The 23,521-nt window shown below is 47.5% G+C and carries 26 protein-coding genes; 11 read left to right on the plus strand and 15 right to left on the minus strand.

The annotated features are described in order from the left end of the window. The first annotated feature begins 86 nt into the window (after positions 1-86). Complete coding sequence (locus ACFSUB_RS06080; RefSeq protein ID WP_380712294.1) at positions 87-1,691, plus strand: acyl-CoA synthetase; 1,605 nt, start codon at positions 87-89, stop codon at positions 1,689-1,691. Between the two features lie 401 nt (positions 1,692-2,092). Here the strand turns inward: ACFSUB_RS06080 and ACFSUB_RS06085 are convergent, their stop codons facing one another. Next, positions 2,093-2,662, minus strand: coding sequence for an NADPH-dependent FMN reductase (locus ACFSUB_RS06085; RefSeq protein WP_380712295.1), 570 nt, complete (start codon positions 2,660-2,662; stop codon positions 2,093-2,095). A 192-nt stretch (positions 2,663-2,854) separates the two neighbouring features. Here ACFSUB_RS06085 and ACFSUB_RS06090 point away from each other — a divergent pair, with 192 nt between their 5' ends. Then, positions 2,855-4,195, plus strand: coding sequence for an alanine/glycine:cation symporter family protein (locus tag ACFSUB_RS06090; RefSeq protein WP_380713192.1), 1,341 nt, complete (start codon positions 2,855-2,857; stop codon positions 4,193-4,195). Between the two features lie 102 nt (positions 4,196-4,297). Here the strand turns inward: ACFSUB_RS06090 and ACFSUB_RS06095 are convergent, their stop codons facing one another. Together ACFSUB_RS06095 and ACFSUB_RS06100 are read right to left on the minus strand one after the other, a co-directional pair. Then, complete coding sequence (locus tag ACFSUB_RS06095; protein ID WP_380712296.1) at positions 4,298-5,263, minus strand: 2-hydroxyacid dehydrogenase; 966 nt, start codon at positions 5,261-5,263, stop codon at positions 4,298-4,300. 86 nt (positions 5,264-5,349) lie between these two features. Continuing rightward, entirely contained in the window at positions 5,350-7,032 is a 1,683-nt protein-coding gene (locus ACFSUB_RS06100) for a methyl-accepting chemotaxis protein (RefSeq protein WP_380712297.1), read from the minus strand. Between the two features lie 228 nt (positions 7,033-7,260). Between ACFSUB_RS06100 and fumC the strand changes: the two genes are divergently transcribed. Further along, entirely contained in the window at positions 7,261-8,649 is a 1,389-nt protein-coding gene (gene fumC, locus ACFSUB_RS06105) for a class II fumarate hydratase (RefSeq protein ID WP_380712298.1), read from the plus strand. A gap of 48 nt (positions 8,650-8,697) precedes the next feature. On the opposite strand, the gene ACFSUB_RS06110 is transcribed toward fumC, so the two are convergent. Together ACFSUB_RS06110 and ACFSUB_RS06115 are read right to left on the minus strand one after the other, a co-directional pair. After that, on the minus strand, positions 8,698-8,883 hold the full coding sequence (locus ACFSUB_RS06110; RefSeq protein ID WP_244504300.1) for a hypothetical protein: 186 nt from the start codon (positions 8,881-8,883) through the stop codon (positions 8,698-8,700). 152 nt (positions 8,884-9,035) lie between these two features. Next, a complete protein-coding gene (locus ACFSUB_RS06115; RefSeq protein ID WP_380712299.1) occupies positions 9,036-9,587 on the minus strand; it encodes a phosphatidylglycerophosphatase A family protein in 552 nt (183 codons plus the stop codon). Between the two features lie 142 nt (positions 9,588-9,729). Between ACFSUB_RS06115 and ACFSUB_RS06120 the strand changes: the two genes are divergently transcribed. Continuing rightward, entirely contained in the window at positions 9,730-10,461 is a 732-nt protein-coding gene (locus ACFSUB_RS06120) for an alpha/beta hydrolase (protein ID WP_380712300.1), read from the plus strand. 7 nt (positions 10,462-10,468) lie between these two features. Beyond that, on the plus strand, positions 10,469-10,897 hold the full coding sequence (locus tag ACFSUB_RS06125) for a GNAT family N-acetyltransferase (protein ID WP_380712301.1): 429 nt from the start codon (positions 10,469-10,471) through the stop codon (positions 10,895-10,897). A 49-nt stretch (positions 10,898-10,946) separates the two neighbouring features. On the opposite strand, the gene ACFSUB_RS06130 is transcribed toward ACFSUB_RS06125, so the two are convergent. Continuing rightward, positions 10,947-11,186 (minus strand): hypothetical protein, encoded by a 240-nt coding sequence (locus ACFSUB_RS06130; protein WP_380712302.1) that lies wholly within the window; start codon positions 11,184-11,186, stop codon positions 10,947-10,949. 194 nt (positions 11,187-11,380) lie between these two features. Here ACFSUB_RS06130 and ACFSUB_RS06135 point away from each other — a divergent pair, with 194 nt between their 5' ends. Next, a complete protein-coding gene (locus ACFSUB_RS06135; RefSeq protein WP_380712303.1) occupies positions 11,381-11,860 on the plus strand; it encodes a CotY/CotZ family spore coat protein in 480 nt (159 codons plus the stop codon). A gap of 41 nt (positions 11,861-11,901) precedes the next feature. Here ACFSUB_RS06135 and ACFSUB_RS06140 read toward each other — a convergent pair whose 3' ends face one another. The 5 genes from ACFSUB_RS06140 to fabI all read right to left on the minus strand — a co-directional run bounded on the left by ACFSUB_RS06140 (position 11,902) and on the right by fabI (position 16,719). Then, positions 11,902-12,366 carry a hypothetical protein gene (locus ACFSUB_RS06140; RefSeq protein WP_380712304.1) on the minus strand — a complete coding sequence of 155 codons (465 nt, stop codon included), beginning with the start codon at positions 12,364-12,366 and terminating at the stop codon, positions 11,902-11,904. Positions 12,367-12,557: 191 nt separating this feature from the next. Further along, positions 12,558-12,644 (minus strand): YjcZ family sporulation protein, encoded by an 87-nt coding sequence (locus tag ACFSUB_RS06145; protein ID WP_090925370.1) that lies wholly within the window; start codon positions 12,642-12,644, stop codon positions 12,558-12,560. 118 nt (positions 12,645-12,762) lie between these two features. Next, complete coding sequence (gene ptsG, locus ACFSUB_RS06150) at positions 12,763-14,823, minus strand: glucose-specific PTS transporter subunit IIBC (RefSeq protein WP_380712305.1); 2,061 nt, start codon at positions 14,821-14,823, stop codon at positions 12,763-12,765. Positions 14,824-14,990: 167 nt separating this feature from the next. Continuing rightward, entirely contained in the window at positions 14,991-15,824 is an 834-nt protein-coding gene (gene glcT, locus ACFSUB_RS06155) for a glucose PTS transporter transcription antiterminator GlcT (RefSeq protein ID WP_380712306.1), read from the minus strand. A 112-nt stretch (positions 15,825-15,936) separates the two neighbouring features. Then, positions 15,937-16,719 (minus strand): enoyl-ACP reductase FabI, encoded by a 783-nt coding sequence (gene fabI / locus ACFSUB_RS06160; protein WP_380712307.1) that lies wholly within the window; start codon positions 16,717-16,719, stop codon positions 15,937-15,939. Positions 16,720-16,819: 100 nt separating this feature from the next. On the opposite strand from fabI, the gene prpE reads away from it, so the two are divergent. After that, positions 16,820-17,566: a bis(5'-nucleosyl)-tetraphosphatase PrpE gene (prpE, locus tag ACFSUB_RS06165; protein WP_380712308.1), complete on the plus strand. Its 747-nt coding sequence runs from the start codon at positions 16,820-16,822 to the stop codon at positions 17,564-17,566. Here prpE and ACFSUB_RS06170 read toward each other — a convergent pair whose 3' ends face one another. From ACFSUB_RS06170 to ACFSUB_RS06185, 4 genes are read right to left on the minus strand one after another with little or no spacing between them, the layout of a single operon-like run. Beyond that, entirely contained in the window at positions 17,567-18,454 is an 888-nt protein-coding gene (locus tag ACFSUB_RS06170; RefSeq protein ID WP_380712309.1) for an RluA family pseudouridine synthase, read from the minus strand. It abuts the gene before it with no gap. 4 nt (positions 18,455-18,458) lie between these two features. Next, positions 18,459-19,262 (minus strand): NAD kinase, encoded by an 804-nt coding sequence (locus ACFSUB_RS06175; RefSeq protein ID WP_380713193.1) that lies wholly within the window; start codon positions 19,260-19,262, stop codon positions 18,459-18,461. Between the two features lie 22 nt (positions 19,263-19,284). Beyond that, positions 19,285-19,914 (minus strand): GTP pyrophosphokinase, encoded by a 630-nt coding sequence (locus ACFSUB_RS06180; RefSeq protein ID WP_380713194.1) that lies wholly within the window; start codon positions 19,912-19,914, stop codon positions 19,285-19,287. 30 nt (positions 19,915-19,944) lie between these two features. After that, positions 19,945-20,325 carry a UPF0738 family protein gene (locus tag ACFSUB_RS06185; RefSeq protein ID WP_380712310.1) on the minus strand — a complete coding sequence of 127 codons (381 nt, stop codon included), beginning with the start codon at positions 20,323-20,325 and terminating at the stop codon, positions 19,945-19,947. A 189-nt stretch (positions 20,326-20,514) separates the two neighbouring features. Between ACFSUB_RS06185 and ACFSUB_RS06190 the strand changes: the two genes are divergently transcribed. The 4 genes from ACFSUB_RS06190 (at position 20,515) to ACFSUB_RS06205 (ending at position 23,451) form a co-directional block, all read left to right on the plus strand. Continuing rightward, positions 20,515-21,120, plus strand: coding sequence for a CYTH domain-containing protein (locus ACFSUB_RS06190; protein WP_380712311.1), 606 nt, complete (start codon positions 20,515-20,517; stop codon positions 21,118-21,120). Positions 21,121-21,186: 66 nt separating this feature from the next. Next, positions 21,187-21,855, plus strand: coding sequence for a lytic transglycosylase domain-containing protein (locus ACFSUB_RS06195; RefSeq protein WP_380712312.1), 669 nt, complete (start codon positions 21,187-21,189; stop codon positions 21,853-21,855). 267 nt (positions 21,856-22,122) lie between these two features. Beyond that, positions 22,123-22,506 (plus strand): globin domain-containing protein, encoded by a 384-nt coding sequence (locus ACFSUB_RS06200; RefSeq protein WP_380712314.1) that lies wholly within the window; start codon positions 22,123-22,125, stop codon positions 22,504-22,506. Positions 22,507-22,527: 21 nt separating this feature from the next. Then, positions 22,528-23,451: a ClpXP adapter SpxH family protein gene (locus ACFSUB_RS06205; RefSeq protein WP_380712315.1), complete on the plus strand. Its 924-nt coding sequence runs from the start codon at positions 22,528-22,530 to the stop codon at positions 23,449-23,451. Positions 23,452-23,521: the final 70 nt, after the last annotated feature.

Here is a 23,521-nt window from a genome sequence, read left to right on the forward strand (position 1 = left end):
TTTTAAACATCACGAAAGAGAGGAATGCAGCCATTTTGATGTTTTTTTCAGGAACGTTTCTAGTATAATGAGGATGATATTCCAACATGAACGGAGGGTACGTTGTGAATCGTCAGGACTTAATTGCACCGGAAACATACAATATCACAGACGACCTGGAGAAATTCTCCGGGGAGGATACAAGAACAGCGATACGCTGGATGGATGAAAATGGAAAAAGAAGAGATATGTCTTACGCAGCATTGGTTCAACAAATCAATCAGTACGCCAATGCTCTTCTCGAGCAGGGACTTCAGAAAGGAGACCGCATGCTGCTCATGTTTCCGCGGCTTCCGGAAGCATACGTCATTCATCTTGCCTGCCTGAAAGCGGGTATCACCGCCGTTCCCTGCTCTGCCATGCTCCGTGCCAAAGACCTTGTGTACCGTATTCAGCATGCAGAAGCTAAAGGAATTGCCGCCTTCCATAACGTGACAGATGAGATGGACAGCATTTCAGAACCACTCCCGTCACTTGAGTACAAGTTTGTATTCGGCGGGGAAAAAGAAGGCTGGCAGGCGTTTGAACCGCTGGCAGCGAAGCATTCGGAAACATACCACGGTGAAAAAACAAAACGGGAGGACATGGCGTTTCTCTCCTATACATCCGGAACAACCGGTTATCCTAAAGCGGTAGTGCATACGCACGGATGGGCTTATGCGCATGTTCGTACAGCAGCCAGGGAATGGCTGGATGTCCGGGAAGGGGATGTCGTCTGGGCAACGGCCGCCCCCGGCTGGCAGAAGTGGATCTGGAGTCCGCTGCTCTCTACCATCACTCTGGGAGCCACGGCCTTTGTCTACCACGGACGTTTTGAGCCGGAAACCTATCTTGAACTGCTTCAGAATGAAGGAGTCAACGCTCTCTGCTGCACCCCGACAGAATACAGGCTGATGGCAAAAGTCGAAGAACTCGAACGTTTTGACCTCAGTGCACTGCGCAGTACAGTCTCCGCAGGAGAGCCGCTGAACCGGCAGGTCATTGAAACATTTAAAATGGCCTTTAACGCAGACGTCCGGGATGGGTATGGACAGACTGAAAACACCCTGCTCGTCGGAACGTTAACCGGAATGGAGATTAAGCCGGGGTCAATGGGCAGACCAACACCTGGAAATCCAGTCGATATTATCGATGAAAACGGCGATCCAGTGCCTGCAGGAGAAGCCGGTGACATTGCGGTATATAAAGACTGCCCCGCACTGTTTAAAGAATATTTCAAAGAACCAGAGCGCACCGCAGACACCTTCCGGGGAGATTGGTACCTCACCGGGGACCGGGCGTACAGAGATGAGGACGGCTATTTCTGGTTTGAAGGACGAAGCGACGATATTATTATCAGTTCCGGCTACACCATCGGACCATTTGAAGTGGAAGATGCCCTGAACTCGCACGAAGCTGTCAAAGAATGTGCCGTTACTGCCAGTCCGGACGAGATCCGCGGGAACGTCGTCAAGGCGTTTGTCGTGTTGAAAGAACAGCCTGCTCCGGAAACGGAAGAAAACTTAAAAAAAGAACTGCAGAATCATACGAAAGAATTAACCGCTCCATACAAATATCCGCGCCGGGTTCAGTTTGTCGACGAACTGCCAAAAACAAACACCGGCAAAATCCGGCGTATCGATCTGCGCCAACAGGATCCGGACCGCGGGTAATAAAAAGAGTCCAGACAAAGCCATTAACAACGAAAAAATTCCGAATGATTCAATATTGAATCATTCGGAATTTTTGTGCTCTGGAGAAAAAGGGTTCGTCTGCGGTGTATGCCCGTATATCAGCGAGACACTTTTTACTGTGGTCCCTGCGGCCGTGGGGCCGTGGACACTATCTGCTGATGACGGTAGTCTTAGTGTCCCCCACTCCCACATCCATGGACACTAAGCATGCTGTCAAACGAGTTTAGTGTCCACGGAGCTGATCCGGTCCTGAACAACCGCATCCAATCTCCAGATGCCGGCCCTTTTTCATCTGGAAGAAAAGCGGTCTCCTGCAGCGCATGTCCCTATTTTAATGGATAATTTTTGGATGTTCGCAGACTTTGCCTGAAGCCTTTTTCCTATTTGCTGCGGTTCATCGTGTCGATCCATTTCTCAAATGCTTCCAGGGCCTGATAGAGTTTATCTTTTGTACGTTCATCCTGAAGATGGCCGGCGTCATCAAGCTTATTTGGAACATTGCCGATATAGAGTTCCGGCTGCTGAAGGACAAAAGATCCGGCTGCAGCCAGTGTCTGTTTCACCTGAGCCTGGGAAAAAGCCGTTCCGAGCGGGGTAGGAGAAGAACCGAGTACATACACCGGTTTCTCGTCGAGCACGTTTCTATTGCTCACACTCGCCGCCCAGTCGAGCGCATTCTTCAGCACGCCCGGCATGCCGTGGCTGTATTCCGGAGTTACAATAAGAAAGCCATCCGCTTCCTTGACGGCATCCTTGAAATCCTCCACCGCTTCCGGGTCCCCATTTTCCTCCAGATCTGCGTTGAAAAGAGGAATATGTTTCAGGTTGAAAATAGAAATATCCATTCCTTCCGGCGTTTTTTGAGCCATTTCCCTAAGGATATGGCGGTTGAAAGAACTCTGCCTGAGACTTCCTGCAATCCCCACTATGTTCTTTTTGTCTGTTGTCATCATCGGCCTCCTCTATTCCTTTACTTTTAAGCGTACCATATCCACAAAAAGGATCAAAAGCCGTGACCGATCTTATTTTTTATGTTACATCAGCTCATAATTTGGTATAGTAATCATGTCCTTCTTCTATACAATAGGAACGAAGATTTCCATTCATGCACTTATCGAACAGGAAGGGGAGGTATTTTGAATATACAAGAGATACTCGAAGCTATCAGTGATTTTGTCTGGGGGCCGCCTTTTTTACTTTTGCTCGTCGGCACCGGCATTTTTCTTACAGTGCGGCTTGGATTCCTGCAGTTTTCCATGCTTCCCTATGCGCTGAAACTTGTCTTCCGGAAGAAAGACAAATCCACCGAAGGCGATATTTCCCACTTTCAGTCTTTGATGACGGCTCTTGCTGCAACCGTAGGTACCGGAAACATTGCTGGTGTGGCGACCGCCGTTGTGGTGGGCGGTCCCGGTGCGGTGCTTTGGATGTGGGTGTCCGCCCTGTTCGGGATGGCGACCAAATACGCGGAAGCGATCCTCGCCGTGAAATACCGGATAAAAGATGACAACGGCGAAATGGCGGGCGGACCGATGTATTACATAGAGAAAGGACTCGGATGGAAATGGCTGGCGGTGTTATTTGCCGTCTTTGCCATTGGAGCGTCTTTTGGAATCGGCAACACCGTTCAGTCCAATTCAGTCGCTGAGGTGCTCCAGTCCAATTGGGGATTCCCTGATGCGGCTACCGGTGTTATTCTCATGCTTCTTGTCGGCGTGGTTATCTTAGGCGGTATCAAAACGATTGGGAAAGTCGTCTCGTTTATCGTTCCAATCATGGCAGTACTGTATGTGGCAGCCGGTCTTGGTATCATTCTATTTCATTTGGGAGACGTCCCTTCAGCCGTTGGTCTGATACTGTCAGACGCCTTTACCGGTCAGGCAGCAGCCGGTGGAGCAATCGGAGTTGTGATTCAGATGGGGGTTGCCCGGGGTGTATTCTCCAATGAAGCAGGACTCGGTTCCGCTCCTATCGCAGCTGCCTCTGCCAAAACAGACTACCCGGGACGTCAGGCTCTTGTTTCCATGACCCAGGTGTTTATCGATACGATTGTCATCTGTTCGATAACCGGTATTGCCCTTGTCATGGGTGGACTGTACCAGGGAAAGAGTTCTGATGTGGAAGGAGCCGCACTTACTTCGGCCACGTTCGAATCGTTTCTTGGACCGGCCGGCTCCTTCATTGTTTCCATCGGGCTGATTTTTTTCTGTTATTCCACGATGCTCGGATGGTCCTATTACGGCGAGCGCTGCATCTATTATCTGACCAGCAGGCCGGTTTCCATTCTTATTTACCGCATCGTGTTTATACTCGCCATATTAGGCGGAGCTGTCCTGAATCTGGAGACCGTGTGGGCACTTGCTGATGTGATGAACGGGTTAATGGCCGCTCCCAACCTGATCGGCCTGCTCGGACTATCCGGGATCGCCGCCGCAGAAACAACCCGCTTTCTGAAAGTAAAACGGGAAGAGAAAAGCGGATAAGCGGACAAAAGGAAAGGGGATACCCGGCAGCAGTATCCCCTTTCCTGTTTTTTTGTATTTCAACAATCGCGGAGGTGGCGGCACCCCCTCCCTTTTTCCGGATCAAACGACTTGGTTGGAAACCGTTTCCCCCCGCAAAGCTTCCAGAATATGATCTGCTGTCATTTCCGCCATCTTCTGTCTGGTTTCTTCGCTGGCACTGCCGATGTGGGGAAGAGCGGTGACATTGGAAAGAGTAAGAAGCGGGTGATCGGCTCCGATCGGCTCCTTTTCAAACACATCAAGGCCGGCCGCCCGGATTTCCCCTGATTTCAGCGCTTCATAAAGTGCCATTTCATCCACAACCGCGCCGCGCGACGTGTTAATGAGCACTGCGTCTTCTTTCATTTTCTGCAGGGCGCCCTCATCAATTAAATGATGGGTTTCTTTCGTATACGGCGTCTGCACACATACAAAATCGCATGTGGTTAGAAGTTCATCCATATCGGCATACGAGGCGCCGAGTGACTTTTCGACATCCGGTTTCGGGGAACGGCTGTTGTACATAATATCCATGTTAAAGCCTGAAGCACGTCTGGCTACAGCCTCCCCAATCCGTCCCATGCCGATAATCCCGATTCTGGCATGATGAATGTCCAGGCCGGTCAAAAAGAATGGGGCCCATGCTCCCCATTCATTGTTTTTAATAATGTCTATTCCTTCCGGCAGTCTTCTGGCTGCTGCCATCAACAACGCAAACGTTAAATCAGCAGTTGTTTCTGTCAGAACATCCGGTGTGTGTGCCACCTGGATACCTTTATCTGCCGCAGCCTGAATATCGATGTTGTTATAGCCGACTGCCATCGTCGCAATAACCTTTAAGTATTGGGCTTGGTTCAGCATGTCTACATCAATTTGGTCGGAAACGTTACAAAAAAGGGCATCTGCCTGTTTTATTTCTTCTTCCAATCTGTCCTGTGATACAGGAGTCTCTTCATATTCCCACATCGACACCCGGCATGATGCTTCCAGTCGTGCCACGATATCTTCAGGCATGCGTCTTGTAATAAAAACATATGGTTTGTCCATGATCATTCCCCGCTTTCTCGAAATTTTTCGATACATTCATCATAATACAAAAAGACCGCTCCGGGAAAGGAACGGTCTTGCGGGCTTTATGACAATTTAAAACGACCGACCTCGTCCTGAAGTTCTCTGGCCATAGAACTCAGGTCTTCCGATGAACTGGATATTTCCTGCATCGCCGCAAGCTGTTCTTCCGTTCCGGCTGCGACATTCTGGACACTTCCAGCATTGGTCGTTGCAGCAGCACTCATGTCTTCCACTGCTCTAGTCACCGTTGTGGAACTGGAAGACATGTTGGAGGATATGTCAGAAACATACTGAAGCCGGCTTCCAACTTCTTCGATCGAATTCTTGATAGTCTGGAACGAATCTCCTGCTTTTTTTACCAAAGCAACGCCTTCCTGCGATTCCTCCGCTCCTTTTTCCATTTTTTCTACGGCTGCGTTTGTCTCCTGCTGGATGGCTTTAATCTGCGACGTGATTTTTCCGGCTGACCGGTTCGATTCCTCTGCCAGTTTACGTACTTCATCTGCTACGACAGCAAACCCTTTTCCGTGTTCACCGGCTCTGGCTGCCTCGATGGCCGCATTCAAAGCTAAAAGGTTGGTCTGTTCTGAAATGTCGGTTATCGTTTCAATAATGGTCCCAATCTCGCGCGACCGTTCGCCGAGTTTTTTAATGGTCTCCGTCGTTTCCTGTGCTGCGTCATTGATCACCGTCATCTGTTCGGAGGAATGACTGATTTCTTCTTTTCCTTTTTCCGCGGCTTCTTCTGTCTCTTTGGCCTTTTGTGATACTTCAAGGGAAGCGGAAGCTATCTTTTCAATATCTTCCAACAGCTCCTGCATCGCCGCAGAACTTTCGGACGCCTTCTCTTTCGTGTGATCGGTCTGACCGGACACTTCCTGGATGGTGGACGCGATTTCATTGGTGGACGCCGACGTCTCCTCGGAACTGGCCGACAGCTGCTCTGAGGAAGCGGCCACCCTCTCGGCAGCGGATGTCGTCTGCACAAGAAGTCCGCGGAGATTATCTGCCATGTCGTTAAAATTACGGGCCAGCTGCCCGATTTCATCTTTGGATTTCGTGTGGATGTTTTCCACCGTTAAATCCCCTTCAGACAGGATTTTTGCTTTACCGGAAACCCGCCGGATCGGTTTTGATATTTTTCCCGACATAATAAACGCAATGACAAGACCAATAATGGAAATACCTGCCCCGGCAGCGATGGTGATCCAAAGCAGGCGGTCTGCTTGACTATTAAGCAGTGCCGCGTTGATATCAACGGAGGCCTGTTCCATCGATATCATACGCTGCAGACTTTCTTTGATTTCCACCCCTTTTGGCATCAAATCATCGGTAAGAGTGGACTCCGCATGCACTTTCATCCCGCCGTCATACCGGTCAAATACATCATTTTGCACTGACGCTTCCCAGTCCTGGGAAGCCGTAATGATGGAATCAAGCCGGCGCTGGTCCACCAGACCTTTCAGGCTTTCCTCCAATGCAGCGGATTCTTCGGTCCGTTCATTGAAACTTTCTTTGTACGTGTTATTATCTGTGAGAATGTAAGCGCTCGCTGCAGACTGCCGCTCTGCTATGTTATAAGCCAGATTCTCATAAGCTTTAATTTTTTTCATGTCATTATTGATAACGCTGTCAATCCTGCTGTTCATGTCCTGGACAGACACAAACATAAACCCCGCATAAGCAAGTAGCAGCACAAGAATGAATGAAAATATCCCCATTAACTTTGCCCGGATCGATCTCAAAAACATCCCCTTCTTTCCTATAAAGTACTTCATACATAAGACTTTTTACTTATATTCGTTTTTATCGGCTCGTACTGAAAAATGTTTATGTTTTTTTCGATGTATTTTGAAAAAAAATACGCGGAATGCTTTTCTTTCGATTGAATTTTTTCTATCCTGAGAAGAGGAAAACTTTTTTGCAGGAAATCCTGCAGGAGACATATTGATCATAAAATAGGAGGAACAAACATGGAATACAGAATCGAAAAAGATACCCTGGGTGATATGCAGGTTCCGGCCGATAAGTATTGGGGAGCGCAGACCCAGCGCAGCCTGGAAAATTTCAAGATTGGCAGGGAAACAATGCCGATTGAAGTCGTTCATGCGTTCGCTGTTTTGAAAAAGTCTGCAGCTCTTGCCAATAAACGTCTTGAAACCATCGAACCGGAAAAAGCCGATGCCATCTCTGCAGCAGCGGATGAGGTCATAAACGGGGAACTGGATGAACATTTTCCACTCGTCGTCTGGCAGACCGGAAGCGGCACCCAGTCGAATATGAACATGAATGAAGTGCTGGCGCGTCGGGGAACGGAAATTCTAAAAGAAAATGGAAGCAGTGCTTTGATTCATCCCAATGATGATGTAAACCGGTCTCAAAGCTCTAACGATACCTTTCCAACCGCTATGCACATTGCTGCGGTACAAAAAGTGGAACATGTACTGCTGCCTGCATTACATACGTTAAAATCCACATTTGAAGAGAAGAAAAAGGCTTTTGATGACGTGATCAAAATCGGCCGGACCCACCTTCAGGATGCGACACCTTTAACCCTGGGACAGGAAATCAGCGGCTGGCACCGGATGCTGGAAAAAAGCGGCGAGATGATTCAGGAGAGCGCCGCTCACGTGAAAGATCTGGCCATCGGCGGCACGGCTGTAGGAACCGGTATTAATGCGCACCCGTCCTTCGGGGACTATACCGCCGAAGAAATCAGCAAGGTAACCGGAATCACTTTCCGCTCCGCGCCTAATAAGTTCCATTCTTTGACGAGTCATGATGAGATCAGCTATGCCCATGGTGCTTTAAAAGGGCTGGCAGCTGATTTAATGAAAATCGCAAACGATGTGCGCTGGCTCGCAAGTGGTCCACGCAGCGGCATTGGAGAAATAACCATTCCTGCCAATGAGCCGGGAAGTTCCATCATGCCGGGTAAAGTCAACCCGACCCAGGCGGAAGCCATGACGATGGCAGCCACCCAGATCATGGGTAATGATGCGGCCATCGGCATTGCTGCAAGCCAGGGAAATTTTGAACTGAATGTATTCAAACCGGTTATTATTTACAACTTCCTGCAGTCTTCGTATCTTCTAGCGGATGCCATGGTTTCCTTTAATGATAAATGTGCGGTCGGTATTGAACCGAATCAGGAAAAGATCGATGACCATCTGCGCAACTCCCTGATGCTTGTCACCGCCCTCAACCCTCATATCGGTTATGAAAATGCAGCGAAAATCGCAAAAACCGCGCATGAAAAAGGGCAGACATTAAAAGAAGCCGTCCTTGAAAGCGGCATGCTTTCTGAAGAAGAATTTGATGAAATCGTAGACCCTTCGAAAATGGTATCTCCAAAAGAATAAATAAAAAGCGCTCAAGGGACGTCCCTTGAGCGCTTTTTATTTGATGCATCAGGATTCATCGTACGTATAGCGGACGACGTATTTGTTTGACTTTAGTTTGCGGATTTCGACAAGCGGCCCGAGTTCATATCCGTTGCTCCAGTTGTCTTCCAGTTTGGCTTTCAGGCAGCCCGCCTGGAACTTGGAGCGGAACGTTTCTTTCCAATAAATCCAACGAGGTTGTGCTGCATTCACAAACATCCTGCTCCTTCTTTTGTTCTTCGTTTCTATTTTATCCCATTATCCGGGAAAAATCACGTCATGCAGCATGATTTTTTTGATTTATTTTTCTCCGGCTGAAAAGAAACTGTCCTTAGAAAGGACAGTTTTGATCTTAATTCTTTTGTTTAACCGATCAGCTCTTCATCTTCCCGCTTTTTTATTTTATCATTGCTTTGACTTTCATCGCGGTCCCTCATCCGGTGGGCCAGTCTCGCGGATGCATTGGAAGCAACACTTGCTACAAGATCATCGAGAAACGTGTGTACTTCGTTTTCTTTGCCGTCAAGCTCTTTAATAACACCGGATTTTTCTTTATCAAGATAGCCGAATGTCGTCACGGCAATACTTCCAAAACCAAATACGGATCCGAGAGCAATCGTTTCATCCACACCGAACAGTCCTTCATCCGTATCAACCAGTGTCTGAAGCGGCTCAGATAATTGATTATTTTCAGCCAGTTTGTCCAGTTCAATGCCAACCAGAATGGCATGCTGGATTTCACGCTTGCCTAATACGGCATCCGCACTTTCGTAACAATCATCCATTGTCAGGTTCGGAGCGTATTTCGCCTGCATTTCATATACAATGTCAGCGATGCTTTCTATCGTGACACCTCTTTCTTTCAGGGCATCACGGGCGGCTTTTTCTACAACATCACTTGCTACGGGTTTTTTCATTCTAAATTCCCCCTTACTTATTATTTTATCATATGCACAGAAAGGCCGTATGATATCTGTTTGACAGTTTCTCTAAGTTGAACTGCGTCCTCCTGCATGTTACGCTCTATATCTATAGTATGTCTTGAAAGGAAGCCCTGCCTTGAATGGAACAATGAAAGCTTTACATTTTTACAGCAGTCTCCTCGATCACACGTTTGAGATGCCCGTTTATCTCCCGCCTCATTACAGTCCGTTATATACATACCACCTGGCCATCACCCAGGACGGCCGGGATTATTTTCAACTCGGAAAGATCGGAAGAAAAATGGAAGCATCTATGGAGCAGGGAGCGGAACAGACCATTGTAGTCGGTATCCCCTATCCTGACAAAATGCAGCGCAGACAGTGGTACCATCCTGCCGGCAGCAGCTGCCGGACGTATATGGCGTTTCTGGCGTCCGAACTTCTCCCATTTCTGGAACAGACGTATTCAACGTACGGCCTTCCACACGGGCGGATATTAATGGGGGATTCTCTCGGAGGAACCATTTCCCTGCTGACGGCCCTGCATTATCCGAATACATTTGCCCGTGTTATTATGCAGTCACCATTTGTCAATGACGAGGTCTTACAGACCGTATCTCAAAACGATGCCTGGAAACTGTTTGATATCTACCATACCATAGGAACCGGGGAAACAGATGTACATACGACAGACGGTAAAGTCGTTGATTTTCTCACGCCGAACCGAAAACTGTTTCACCGTTTCCAGCATAAAAACAGACATTACCATTATGATGAACTGGATGGGGCGCATAACTGGGCAGTTTGGGAAAAAGATCTCCCCCGGGCTCTGCGTTTTATGCTCCACCATGATAGTGGAAAGGAATGATCCCAATATGATAACTGTATCTCAGGTACACGACGACAAACAAAAGCAGGATGCGTATCACGTCCGGTTCCAGGTATTTGTGCACGAACAAAACGTGCCCGAAGAAATGGAAATGGACGAACATGACGAAACAGCTTACCATTTCACGGCGTATGATGATCATCTTCCAGTTGGCGCGGGACGTCTTCGCTTTGTAGACAACATTGGAAAAGCAGAACGCGTCTGTGTTCTTTCTTCTTACCGCTCCACCGGGACCGGCAGAGCTGTGATGGAAAAAATGGAACAGACAGCGAAGGACACCGGAGCATCCGGTATGAAACTGAATGCCCAGATCAGCGCCTCTGATTTTTATAAAAAACTCGGTTATACGGTCACTTCCGGAGAATTTTACGATGCCGGTATTCCCCACGTTGAAATGAAAAAAACATGGATATGATTATCCTCCCAGCATAAAAAGCAGCTTCAGGAAAACTGAAGCTGATTTTTTATGCCTGAAAATCCAGACGTTCTCCAATGCCATACAGTTCCTGTTCTATTTCTTTTCGTTTGTTGATTACGACTGTCTCTTCATGATGGCGGGTGTCATTTCTTTCATTCTTATCCTGGAATTGCGTCATCACCGCTTCCTGTACCCGGTCCACCCTGGGTACCGCTGGTGCCTGTTCTGCTCGGCGGCTTTCATAATTCACGGCGGTCTCATTGTTCACAGGTGCAATATAACCCATTTTATCACCTCTCCGCTATTACTCCGCTCATCATCTTTTGTATTCTTTACAATCTATATACCCGAAATTTATATTTTTAACCCTTTTCCTTCAGAACAAACGCCCATTTATCGTAAATTCGTCTATTTTCATACACCCTTTGCGGGCTGTAGATATATGATGATAAGGAAAAGACAGCTAAAGGAGTGAATGTAATGGGATGCAGAAAACACGAAGAGGCTGCAGGCAGCTGCGTCTGCGATGCGGTTGCGGCCATCAAGAATGCTCAGGATCAGGTTGATAACAATGGTGGCAACTGCCGGAACAAATGCTTTGACAGCTTGTTAAGCCCTTCCGGCAATAACAACGGGCTGGATACAGTTCCGTTCCTTCTTCAAACAAAAACAGGTGAATATTTTTCCTCTGTTGGAGCGGTAGGTAGAAATGACTGCTTCCAGACCGCTTTCTTCCGTGTGGAAAAGATCGATGAAGATAACTGCTGCGCCACCCTTTCTCTTCTTCGTCCTGATAGCGAACTCGAATGCAGCAAATGCTGTGTGGACCCGATGTCGTTATGCGAAGTGGAAGAACTCGAGCGCACCCGCTACTGCATCGAAGTAGATCTCGACTGCTTCTGCGCAATTCAGTGCCTGGATCCAAATCTTGTCGGCGACATCGACCACCACTGCAAATAGGGAAGAACACAAAATCAGCCGGTTCGATCCGGCTGATTTTTTTATAGACTGATGATACGCATGTGGACAATATCTTTTACCGGTATGACGTTTTCTTCAAAACTTCTCCGGTCCCTGAATGTTATTTGTTCTTTTGTTGAATCAAGGATATCCCCGTGGAAGTACTGCTCGTTGGTTTCACACGCCACCACCGGATGAAGAAAGTGAGGAAGGGTTTCTATATAATGCAGCAGATCCCGGACCGTCTGCTCCGAGCTGTCGCTTTCTGCTTCCAATAGGTTCTCCGGTATTTCTTCTTCATCAGGGGGATCATCGTTCTTTTTCTCTTCTTCTGCCTTTTTGGAGCGGTTGTTCTTGCGGACACCATTTTTTCTCCGTTTTCCCGTTCCCGCGTTTTTTTTAATGGAAACGGTCTGCCCCGGCCCTGAAAATGAGGTAAATGCAGGTTGTTCGATGTAGTACAGCGGCCCCGTTTCCTTTTTGGATCCATGCTCTTCCTGTTCCATTCCATCCATCCCCCTCTGCAAACAAAAGTCTTTTTCCTACCTCCACTATATGCATGTGTTTTTTATTCATTCCTGCAACAGTTACATTTTTTTCATTTGATCTTTTTTATTTAATGGATATAGGCATTAAAAAAAAGAGCCCCGGTCCATTTTGAATGGAATCCGGAGCTCTTTTTTGAGCAGCTTCGTTTCTAGCAAACGTAAGCGGACCCAACGATCACGAGCAGGATGAACAGAACAACGATAAGCGTGAAACTGTTGTTAAAACCGTGGGACATCAGCTATTCCTCCCTTTCAAGGAAGATTGAGATATGCTTCTCACCATAGCTGTATGCACAGGGAAGGCTTTTGTTCAAGATTTATCCGGAATCAAACACCTGCCCAACACATGGTTTTTTATCTTACCTGCGCTGCCTGTTTCTGTCCCTTCTTCATATGGTCTTTCGTTTCCATATGAATGCTTTGACCGTCAGAGAGGTTGGTGAAGACGATCGGTGTGATGGTGGAAGATGCATTTTCTTCAATCTTTTGAAGATCGGCAGTCACAAGAGCCTGTCCCTGCTTGACTTCATCGCCTTCCTCTACATGCACATCGAAACCTTCCCCTTTCATGTTGACGGTATCAAGCCCGATATGAACGAGGATTTCAAGACCTTCAGCTGTCTTAATACCGACAGCGTGTTTTGTTGGAAACACATTATGAATCGTACCGTCGACCGGAGAAACAAACTCTCCGTTTTCCGGTTTCACGGCAAAACCGTCTCCCATCATTTTTCCGGAGAATACATCATCCGGCACGTCTTCAATGTTCACGATTTCACCATCTGCGATACCTCCGATCATGATAGAGGACCCTTCCCCGATCTGCACCGCAGGCTCAGCCTCTTTCTGCGGATCGAGTTCAGGTGATTCATCGGTCGGTGCAGCAGGAGCACGGCCGTTGATAATATCCTGCATCTGTGATTTCAGTGCATCGGACTGTGTGCCGAAGATAGCCTGCACATTATTGCCGACTTCCATCACCCCGGATGCACCAAGTTTTTGCAGACGTTTTTTGTCGACGCTGCTTTTATCGTGAACGGTGATACGGAGTCTTGTAATACATGCATCAAGATGATCCAGGTTCTCTTGACCGCCGAACGCTTCGAGTACGTTGTACGGCAGCTCGCCGGCGCTTGAAGAACCGGACTGTTGGTCATTCTCGTCTTCTTCATCGTCTTCACGTCCCGGCGTCATCAAGTTGAACTTCGTAATCGCAAACCGGAAGATAACGTAATACACAACGAATAGGATCAATCCGACCCAGATCACGTGCCACCACGGCGTTGTATTCGGTATAATGCCGAACAGGAAGAAGTCGATGACACCGCCGGAGAACGTCTGACCTATTTTAACATCAAGCAGGTGCATCGCCACAAACGAGAAACCTGCCAATATGGCGTGAATTCCAAATAGGACCGGTGCCACGAATAGAAAGCTGAACGAAAGCGGCTCTGTAATTCCTGTCAGAAACGATGTCAAAGCAGCGGATCCCATGATACCTGCTACATATTTTTTCTTGGCTGCATTGGCACAGTGATAAATCGCAAGTGCGGCACCCGGAAGGCCGAACATCATGAACGGAAAGCGTCCTACCATAAAGGTACCCGCTGTAAACTCTTCCACACCGTCCTGATACTGTGCGAAAAAGATCTGCTGGTCCCCGGTAATGGTCTGCCCCGCTTCATTCACGTACGTCCCAAACTCATACCAGAACGGGTTATAAAACACATGGTGCAGTCCAAACGGTATTAACGCCCGTTCAATGACACCGAAAATAAAAACGGAAATCGTCGTATTCGATTCGGTGACGACATGGGACATATTGTTCAAGAGACCCTGAACCGGCGGCCATACAAAGGTTAATGCCGCACCTATAATCAACCCTCCGAAAGCGGTCGCAATCGGTACAAACCGCTTCCCTGCAAAGAATCCCAGGTACTGAGGCAGTTGAATATTATAATAACGGTTGTACATAAACGCCCCGAGTATTCCGGCAATGATACCACCGAATACCCCTGTCTGCAGCGTCGGTACACCGAGTATTTCGGCAAATGCCGGGTCATTACCTGCCATTTCGGAGGTAACCCCTTCAATAACCCCCATCGTTACATTGATAATGAAAAAGCCGATGAGAGCGGCAAGACCGGCAACGCCGTCTCCATTCGCAAGACCGATTGCCACCCCGACAGCGAACAGGACAGCAAGGTTGTCAAAAACGACTCCACCCGCATCCATCATCAATTGTGAAATGAAAACAAATATTTCAGATTCGAGAAACGGCATAATGGCAATCATGTTGTCTTCCTGCATTGCCGTCCCGATGGCAAGCATTAATCCGGCAGCTGGCAGCAGCGCGACCGGAAGCATCAAGGACCGGCCGATACGCTGAAGCAGGCCGAACGCTTTTTTCCACATTGTATTTCCTCCCTTTTTTTGAAGCAGCAGCATAAAAAAAGGCATGAGAGACAGGCGGTGCGTTTTACTGGATTCGGGAAAGATACACGTATCCCCAAACCTCAAGAAACGAACCAGCCACTTCTCTCATGCCTGCTTGACCAGTCACACGGAAATGATTGGGATATTTATTTATGTTTTCTTGAAAGCCTTTGCAAATGAAGCGTTAAATACACAACTTCACTTTCCGGTACAGGTGTTTTCAATGCCTGCTGCATCATTGTTATCAACTTCCAAGAAAGATTGTAGCACACGGGGTATTCGTATTTCAATACATTTTTTAATGAATCCGGTTCGTCTCCATAGTCCCCTCTTTGTATACGCTCCAACGTCTGGTGGAGATGGCGCAGAAGCCGCTGATGATCCAGATTTTTCGTATTCATGGAAACCTCCAGCGTCTCTTCAATACGTTCGACAAGCCCGGATACAAGCCTTGTATGTTCATTCAACTCCTGCAGCGGGCGCTGGGTCAGTGCTGTATGAATATGGAGCGCGACAAAACCGATTTCTCCTTCAGGCATCGGGATTCCTGTACACGTTTCAAGATGAAACAACAAGTCCCTCGCTGCCTGGTATTCTGCCGGATAGGCAAGTTCTGTCTCCTGTAGAAACGGATTTCGTATTTCCATGCCTTGTTTTATCCGGTGCACCGCATAGTACAGATGATCAGTCAATGCAACGTGAATATGTTCGTGCAGCTGGACCTGAAATCGATTTTCAAGCATCGTCATGCAATCGTTCATACAGCCGATGAATGATTCATCCACTTCAATCAAAAGCTGTTTATATTGTTCCTGCTCCTGCTCGTTTTTCAGGACAAAAAACTTTTCAGCGCCGCTTTCATCCACAGGATCTCCTTCTTTCTTCCCGAACCCTATCCCCTTTCCCGTTAAAATGACTTCATCGAGTTCGGAATGAAGGGCGATGACAACATTATTATTTAGTACTTTTTTCACTTCCATAAACCAACCCCATCTCCAATCTGACTCAGTCCATCATCTTACCTGCGTTTTCTGACATCGTCAACAAAAAAACGGCTCATCCGATGGATGAGCCGGCGTTTCCTTTTACCGTTTACAAACCGACCTTGTTGTACCCAGCGTCGACGTGTATAGTCTCTCCGGTGATACCCCGGGCCAGGTCGCTCATTAAAAAGAGAGCGGTATCCCCTACTTCTTCCTGGGTAACGAGCCGGTTTAACGGAGCTTTTTCCTCCATTTCCTGCAGGACATCGTTAAAACCACCGATGCCTTTAGCGGAAAGGGTGCGGATGGGCCCCGCGGAAATAGCGTTGACGCGGATGCTGTCTTTTCCAAGGTCATTGGCAAGATACTGAACACTTGCATCAAGGGAGGCTTTGGCCACTCCCATTACATTATAGTTCTTTACAATCCGTTCGCCCCCGAGATACGTCATCGTAACGATGGACCCGCCTTCTTTCATCAAGTCCAGTTCCCGGATCACTTTAGCCACCGCCGTCAACGAATAGGAACTGATACTGTGAGCCAGCATAAAACCATCACGGGTCGTATTCAGATAATCCCCGTCCAGTTCTTCCTTATTGGCAAAAGCGATGCAGTGTGCAAGACCGTCAATGTGCCCGACTTTGTCTTTAATATCCTGAAATGTCTTTTCAATTTCATTGTCATCTGTTATATCACAGGGAAGGACCATCGTTTCTTCCTGATCAAGAGAATCGGCAAGCTGTCTCACATTCTTTTCCATTCTCTCACCGGCGTATGTAAATATAAGTGTCGCACCGGCTTTAGAAAGGCTCTGCGATATTCCCCAGGCAATACTTCGTTTATTGGCCACCCCCATGATGACGTATGTTTTTCCTTCGAGTGAAAGATTCATTACTATTCGCTCCTTTTGGACTGGTTGAATGGGTTGATTTTAACATAGTGTTACGATATATTATAGCATTGTTCCATGAGGGAAAAAAGGAGGTTCCGACTTGGAGACATTTGATTTCATCGGTGATGTGCACGGCTGTTATCAAGAACTGACGGCCTGGTTTCACAAAGCCGGTTATAAAAAAAACGGGGACAAATACGAGCACCCGGATGGACGGACCCCGGTCTTCATAGGAGATCTTACAGACAGGGGACCGGACTCTACAAGCGTTATTGAGCTTGTGGCTGCGATGGTGGAGAAAGGAACTGCGCTGTATATTCCAGGGAACCATTGTGATAAGCTGTACCGGTATATGCTGGGACGTCCTGTGCAGATCACCGGAGGGATGGACACCACCATTGAAGAACTGAAGGCCCTTTCTCCAGAACTATCGAAAAGCATTCAAAACACATTTATGCATCTGTTTGAGAAGGCTCCGCTTTACCTCCGGCTGGACCAGGACAGCATTGCCGCAGCTCATGCCGGCATTCCGGAAAAGTATATCGGCCAAAGCGGGAAAAGCGTTAAAACGTTTGTTCTTTACGGAGACATCACCGGGGAGAAAAAGGAGGATGGAACCCCGGTAAGACGGGACTGGGCCGCACATTATACCGGAAAACGCCTGATTGTCTACGGACACACTCCTGTGCCGAAACCACGGCAATTAAATCACACCGTCAACATAGACACCGGTTGTGTATTCGGCGGGCATTTAACAGGGCTGCACTATCCTGAAATGACGTATACCCAGGTACCGTCGAGCATGCCGTATATCCCTGAAAAATTTCGCTTTTTTCCTGACATCTGACTATAGTATGTCCAGCATATCTTCCGGCATATCAGCTTCAATCGTCTGCCAAACTTCCTTTACGGGATGAAAAAAACAAAGGCGGCAGGCATGCAGGGCGTGGCGTGCAGCTTCTCTGTCTTTTGTTCCGTATAAATCATCTCCAACAATCGGATGACCTGCGTAAGCGCTGTGCACCCGGATTTGATGAGTCCGGCCGGAATAAAGAGTGAAACGAACCATGGAGCGCCCGTTCTTCCTTTTCACGACCTGAAAACCGGTCTTTGCTCTTTTTCCATGTGTCGTCACATGCTGCTTCACAATACTGTCCGGCCTTCGTTCTATCGGTGCATAGATAACACCTTCTGAAGGGTACCACATTCGGTCTGTAATGCCGATGTACTGTTTCATGCCGCTGTATGTATCAAAAAAGGCAGCCAGCCGCTGGTGGGCATAACGATGTTTGGCAATCGTTACAATGCCGCTTGTCTCCCGGTCCAGTCTTGAGACAGCATGAAAAGAAGCACGGATATCATACTTTTCGTAATAATAACGCACCGCTCCAGCGAGCGTTTCTGCTTCCCTGCCCCGGCCGGGCAGCGTAGGCAGACCGGGAGGCTTATTTACTACCAGCAGATGATTGTCTTCAAACAGGATATCAAGCGGCAGAGGGGAGGCTGGAATCCCTTCTGGAAAAGGCATTTCCGGCAGATACACACAAAGAAGATCTTTGTACCTGAGGCTGTCTTTCCCGGAAGCCGGGTTATTATTCAGCATGATTTCCCCGTCTCTTTTCAGCACTTTCCACGTGCTTCCCGACATTTTTTTGTTCTGTTTCAGGTAGGTTTTTACGGATCTGCCGTCTGCTTCCTGCGGAATCGACCATTCCAGCTTGTGGAAGCCTTCCATCCCGTTACTCCCCATCTCCAATAAACGATTCCTTCACACGCTTCCAGAAAGGAAAAGGTCTGAATCTGGCAAACCTGACATTTTCCTCAGCCACGCGGCATTGTATCGATTTAATGGATCGGTCGACCATCGACATATGATCTACGGTGATCTGCATCTCCACATCATTTAATGGATTCAGCAGACAGGTGTGGTGCTGGGGCAGGATTAAAGGAGAGCCGATGGTACGATACACCCGGTTGTTGATAGAAGCCATTTCCGTCAGCTGCATGGAAGGCAGTGAAGGGTGAAGAATACCGCCTCCCAGCGCTTTATTATAGGCTGTACTTCCGGAAGGGGTGGAAATGCAGAGGCCGTCTCCCCTGAATGTTTCAAACGGTTCCCCTTTAATATCAACATCACAGACGAGAGAACCTTCCAGTGTCTTCACCGTGCACTCGTTCAATGCCAGATAGCGGTCCGGATTATCGGAGTCATAGTGGCGTACCACCACTTCCAAAAGAGGGTATTCCACCACCTGAAACGGGGTTTTGGCAATATGAATCACAAGCTTTTCGACTTCTTCGGGCTGCCAGTCGGCATAAAATCCGAGATGTCCGGTATGGATACCGACAAAACAGGTATCATCCAACCGTCCGTGATAACTATGGAAAGCTTCTAAAAGGGTGCCGTCTCCCCCAACACTGATTACCACATCCGGCTGTTCGATATCTTCGGTCAGTCCATATTCCTCAAGGCTCAACGTAATGTCTTTTTTCAGCGCGTCCGATACGTCATCTCCCCGGGATGTCACCGCAAAATGCATGATACTGCCTCCCCTGTGAATTTCATTAGTTTGAAGAATTTTCCCTGTTTTTTATAATGATCTGCTGGGCTTCCCGGACTTCCCCTTTGATTTTCGACATTTCTTCGTCCAGCTGGAACGCCGCTTCCGCTGCACGCTGCAGACGTTCTTTTATTTCATCCGGTATCTCCCCGCTGTACTTATAATTCAGGGAGTGTTCAATTGTAGCCCAGAAATTCATAGCCATCGTCCGTACCTGCAGTTCCACAAGTACACTTTTTTCCCCATCTATAGTATGCACCGAATATTCAATAACCATATGATAAGATCGGTAACCGCTCTCTTTTTTCCGCTTGATATAGTCTCTTTCTTCCACTACTTTAAAATCGGATCTGGAACGTATCAGTTCAACGATCGTATCAATATCATTTACGAACTGGCATACAATACGTACGCCGGCGATATCCTGCATTTCCCTGCCGATCCGGTCCAGCGGGATGTTTTTCCGCTGGGCCTTTTCCAGAATGCTTGTCACCGGCTTGACCCGGCCGGTTACAAATTCAATCGGCGTATGTTTGGAAGAGAGCTGATACTGCTCCCGGAGCCCTTTTAATTTCACTTTCAATTCCTCTACCGCCTGCACGTAAGGCGTTAAAAACGTGTCCCAGTTACTGATAACAAGCACCACCTTGTTTTCTGCATCATTCTATTCCAGCTGAAAGGCATCTTCTACAGCTTCAACCATTGTGTTTCCGTAATTTCCGTTTCCCGGGACATTATCAAGAATAAACGAAAGCTCTCCCGGAAAAAGAGGCAGTTCAAGAAATTCCGGCCCTTTCACACAGATCCTCAAATTCTCTTCGTATGCTTTTTTCAAAGACGGCCACACCTGTTTTGGAAGACGCAGCTGCACAAAAGAATCCGGTCCTTCCAGCGTATATACGAATGCGAGAGCATCCGAATCCGCCAGCATACGTCCGCCGTCTTCAAGCTTCACCCACTCTGCCCGCGGCCAGTCTTCTATTGGAATAAGATATACCGCATCTTCTGCATATTCTGTTTCCGTTACTGTAAGGACATGCTCCATCAGTCATCCACCTCATTTCACCTGTCTGTTCCTTATTTTATCACATCTGCACCATATAATAGAAAAGCTCATCTTTTTGAGTGGTGTGGTGCTGGGCACTACAATTTCCAAACGATATGATACCATATAGAAAGCTGGTGCGTCTTTAAAATCATGGGAAACGTAAAAGAAAGGATGAAATGAATAGTTATGAGCCGCGAAACAGAAATTGAAAAGAAAAATCTGCTTACAAAAGAGGAATTTAAGCGTTTATGCCGTAGATTTAACGTGAACGAGGACCAATTTACCCGGCAGGCGAATACGTATTTTGATACGGAGCAGGGAGCAGTCAGAACAGAAGGAGCCGCTCTTCGTATAAGGGAGAAGAACAAAGACATGGTTCTTACTCTGAAACAGCCGGCAGAAGAAGGCTTGCTTGAAACAAATCAAACCCTTTCACCGGACGAAACAGAGGCAGTAATGGCCGGCCGGTTGTTTCCTGAAGGGGAAGTGAAACAAGCTTTGACTGAATCACTGCATATCGATCCGGAACATATCGAACAACTTGGAACATTGGAAACGATGCGCACAGAATTCCCTTTTAAAACAGGAATATTGTTTCTCGATCACAGTACATATCTGGATGTCGAGGATTTTGAGATCGAAATCGAGGGGCCGTCTGAAAAGGAAGTGGAAATTCTGCTTTATGACCTGTTAAAAGAACAAAACATCCCCGAACGGCGCACCCCGAATAAAATAAAACGCTTTTTTCAGCGGAAACAGGAATTAAACGACCCTGACGAACACAGGAGCTGATTGTATTTCCGGGAAAGTTCTGCTATATTTTGAGTAAGACTCCTACTTCAGCGAGGTGACCATCAGTTGAGGATAGACATGCTTTTACAGGCGCTTGGACAGATGAACACTCTTTCCGGCGGCAATAAAAACCAGAGCCCTTCAGCACCTTCTTCTATATTTTCTTCCTTCCAGTCCTATCTGGAACAGGAAATGACCGGATCTTCTTCGGTACCTTCCTCTTTAGATGCTTCTACATCGAGAAGCAGTGGACTTTTTCTGAATCCGGAAGACCGGAGCAGGTATAATGCAGCTGCGAATACGGCTGTTCCCGTTAATCATACAGCATCTTCTACGGCTTCCACACCTGTTTCCGGTGATTACGACAGCATGATTCAAAACAGTGCAGAAAGGCATAACATCGATCCGGATTTAGTCCGGGCTGTCATTCAACAGGAATCCAGCTTTGATTCAAATGCACGCAGTCATGCGGGTGCGATGGGGCTGATGCAGCTCATGCCGGGAACCGCCAACTATTTGAACGTCTCTGATCCTTACAACCCGGCACAGAACATTGAAGGCGGCACGAAATACTTAAGACAGATGCTTGATAAATACGATGGTGATAAGTCTCTGGCACTGGCCGCTTATAACGCAGGCCCGGGCAATGTCGATCAGCATAACGGCATCCCCCCTTTCTCTGAAACCCAGTCTTACGTCCCCTCCGTATTAAGTAAGTATAATAATATGGCATAACTGGCAACGGGTCCGGATGGATTCGCTGCCTTTTTTTTGTCCGGTCATATTGTTTGCTGTCATGTAACAGCGTTGCTACAATATACAATAAGAAACAAAGAGGTATAATACGATTGTACGCCCTCTACACCCGGCTTCTTTGCATTCTGACAATGCTTTGATTTACCGGCACTTTATATGATGAGAACCGTTTTTCTTGCAATCCTGTTCTATAATCGTTATCTTAAAAAAAGTATGCAGTCACTTAGACTACACTTGAGGTGAACCATGAGACAACAGGAAAGTCTTTACGAAGCAATGGGGGGAAAACCTGTTTTAGACCGTCTCGTTGATACTTTTTACCGTAATGTAAAAAATCATCCGGATCTTATTCCTATTTTTCCGGAAGACCTCACCGAAACGGCACGAAAACAAAAGCAGTTTCTCACTCAGTTTCTGGGAGGCCCGAAGTATTACACAGAAGAGCACGGTCATCCAATGCTGCGGGCCAGACACCTCCCATTCACTATTACCAAAACAAGAGCCTTGGCATGGCTGTCCTGTATGGAAGATGCCATGGACGAAATAGAACTTGAGGGGCCCGCCCGGGAAGAAATGATGGAGCGCCTGACGATGACGGCCCGTAACATGATAAACACACCAGAAGATTAACAGAGAAAGGAGTCCGGACCAGTGAAACAAAAAGATAATCAGCTTAACTGCGATGAACAGCTGGGAATCTGCGGTCTTTCTCCTGAAGAAAGTGCTACAATGGAATCGAAGACCTCCAAAAAGCTGGAGCTTTATGTATTTGTTGACCCTTTATGCCCGGATTGCTGGGCGTTTGAACCGACACTAAAAAAATTAATGCTTGAATACAGCCATTACTTTTCCGTTCGTTTTTTTGTCGCAGGTCACTTGGACGCCTGGAACACATCAGACAAAAAGGGATCCACAGCCTATACAAATATGGCCGAGCGATATGAACAGACAGCGGCCAATACCGGGATGCCGTGTGACGGAGACGTCTGGCTGGAAAAACCGGTTCATTCCCCCTATGCCCCCTCCATTGCGGTGAAAGCGGCTGAAATGCAGGGACGGCAGCTCGGAACGGTTTTTTTCAGACGGCTTCGTGAAATGCTCTTTCTGGATAAAAGAAATATCGCTGATGAATCGGTGTTAATCGAATGCGCAGACCTTGTCGGGCTGGATGTGGAAGAGTTTAAAAAAGACATTCATTCCCACTGTGCCATCAATGCTCTGCAGTGTGATGTGAAAACCACAAAAGAAATGGAAATTGACAGCACACCGACTTTCCTGTTTTTTAACGACTGTGTGGAAGACGGCGGGGTCAAAGTACCCGGATTGTATTCTTTCGATGTGTATGTGGAAATCATGAAAGAAATGCTCGGTGAAACACCGGTTCCTAAAGAAAGAATCAGTCTGGAAGCCTTTATGGATCAACACAAACTGGCCGCCACAAAAGAAGTCGCTGTGGTATATGACTGGAGCGAGCGTACAGCCAAAGCAAAGCTGAATGAACTTGCCCTCCAGCAGAAAATTGAACAGGTACCGGTGAAACATGGGACGTTCTGGAGAGTTGTCCGTTCTTCCTGACCCTGGATCATAATAATATCCACCTCTCCATATGATGGTAGTAATCATGAGGGAGAAAGGAGATTCCGGG

This window comes from Salibacterium lacus, assembly GCF_042684865.1.
GTDB lineage: Bacteria > Bacillota > Bacilli > Bacillales > Marinococcaceae > Salibacterium > Salibacterium lacus.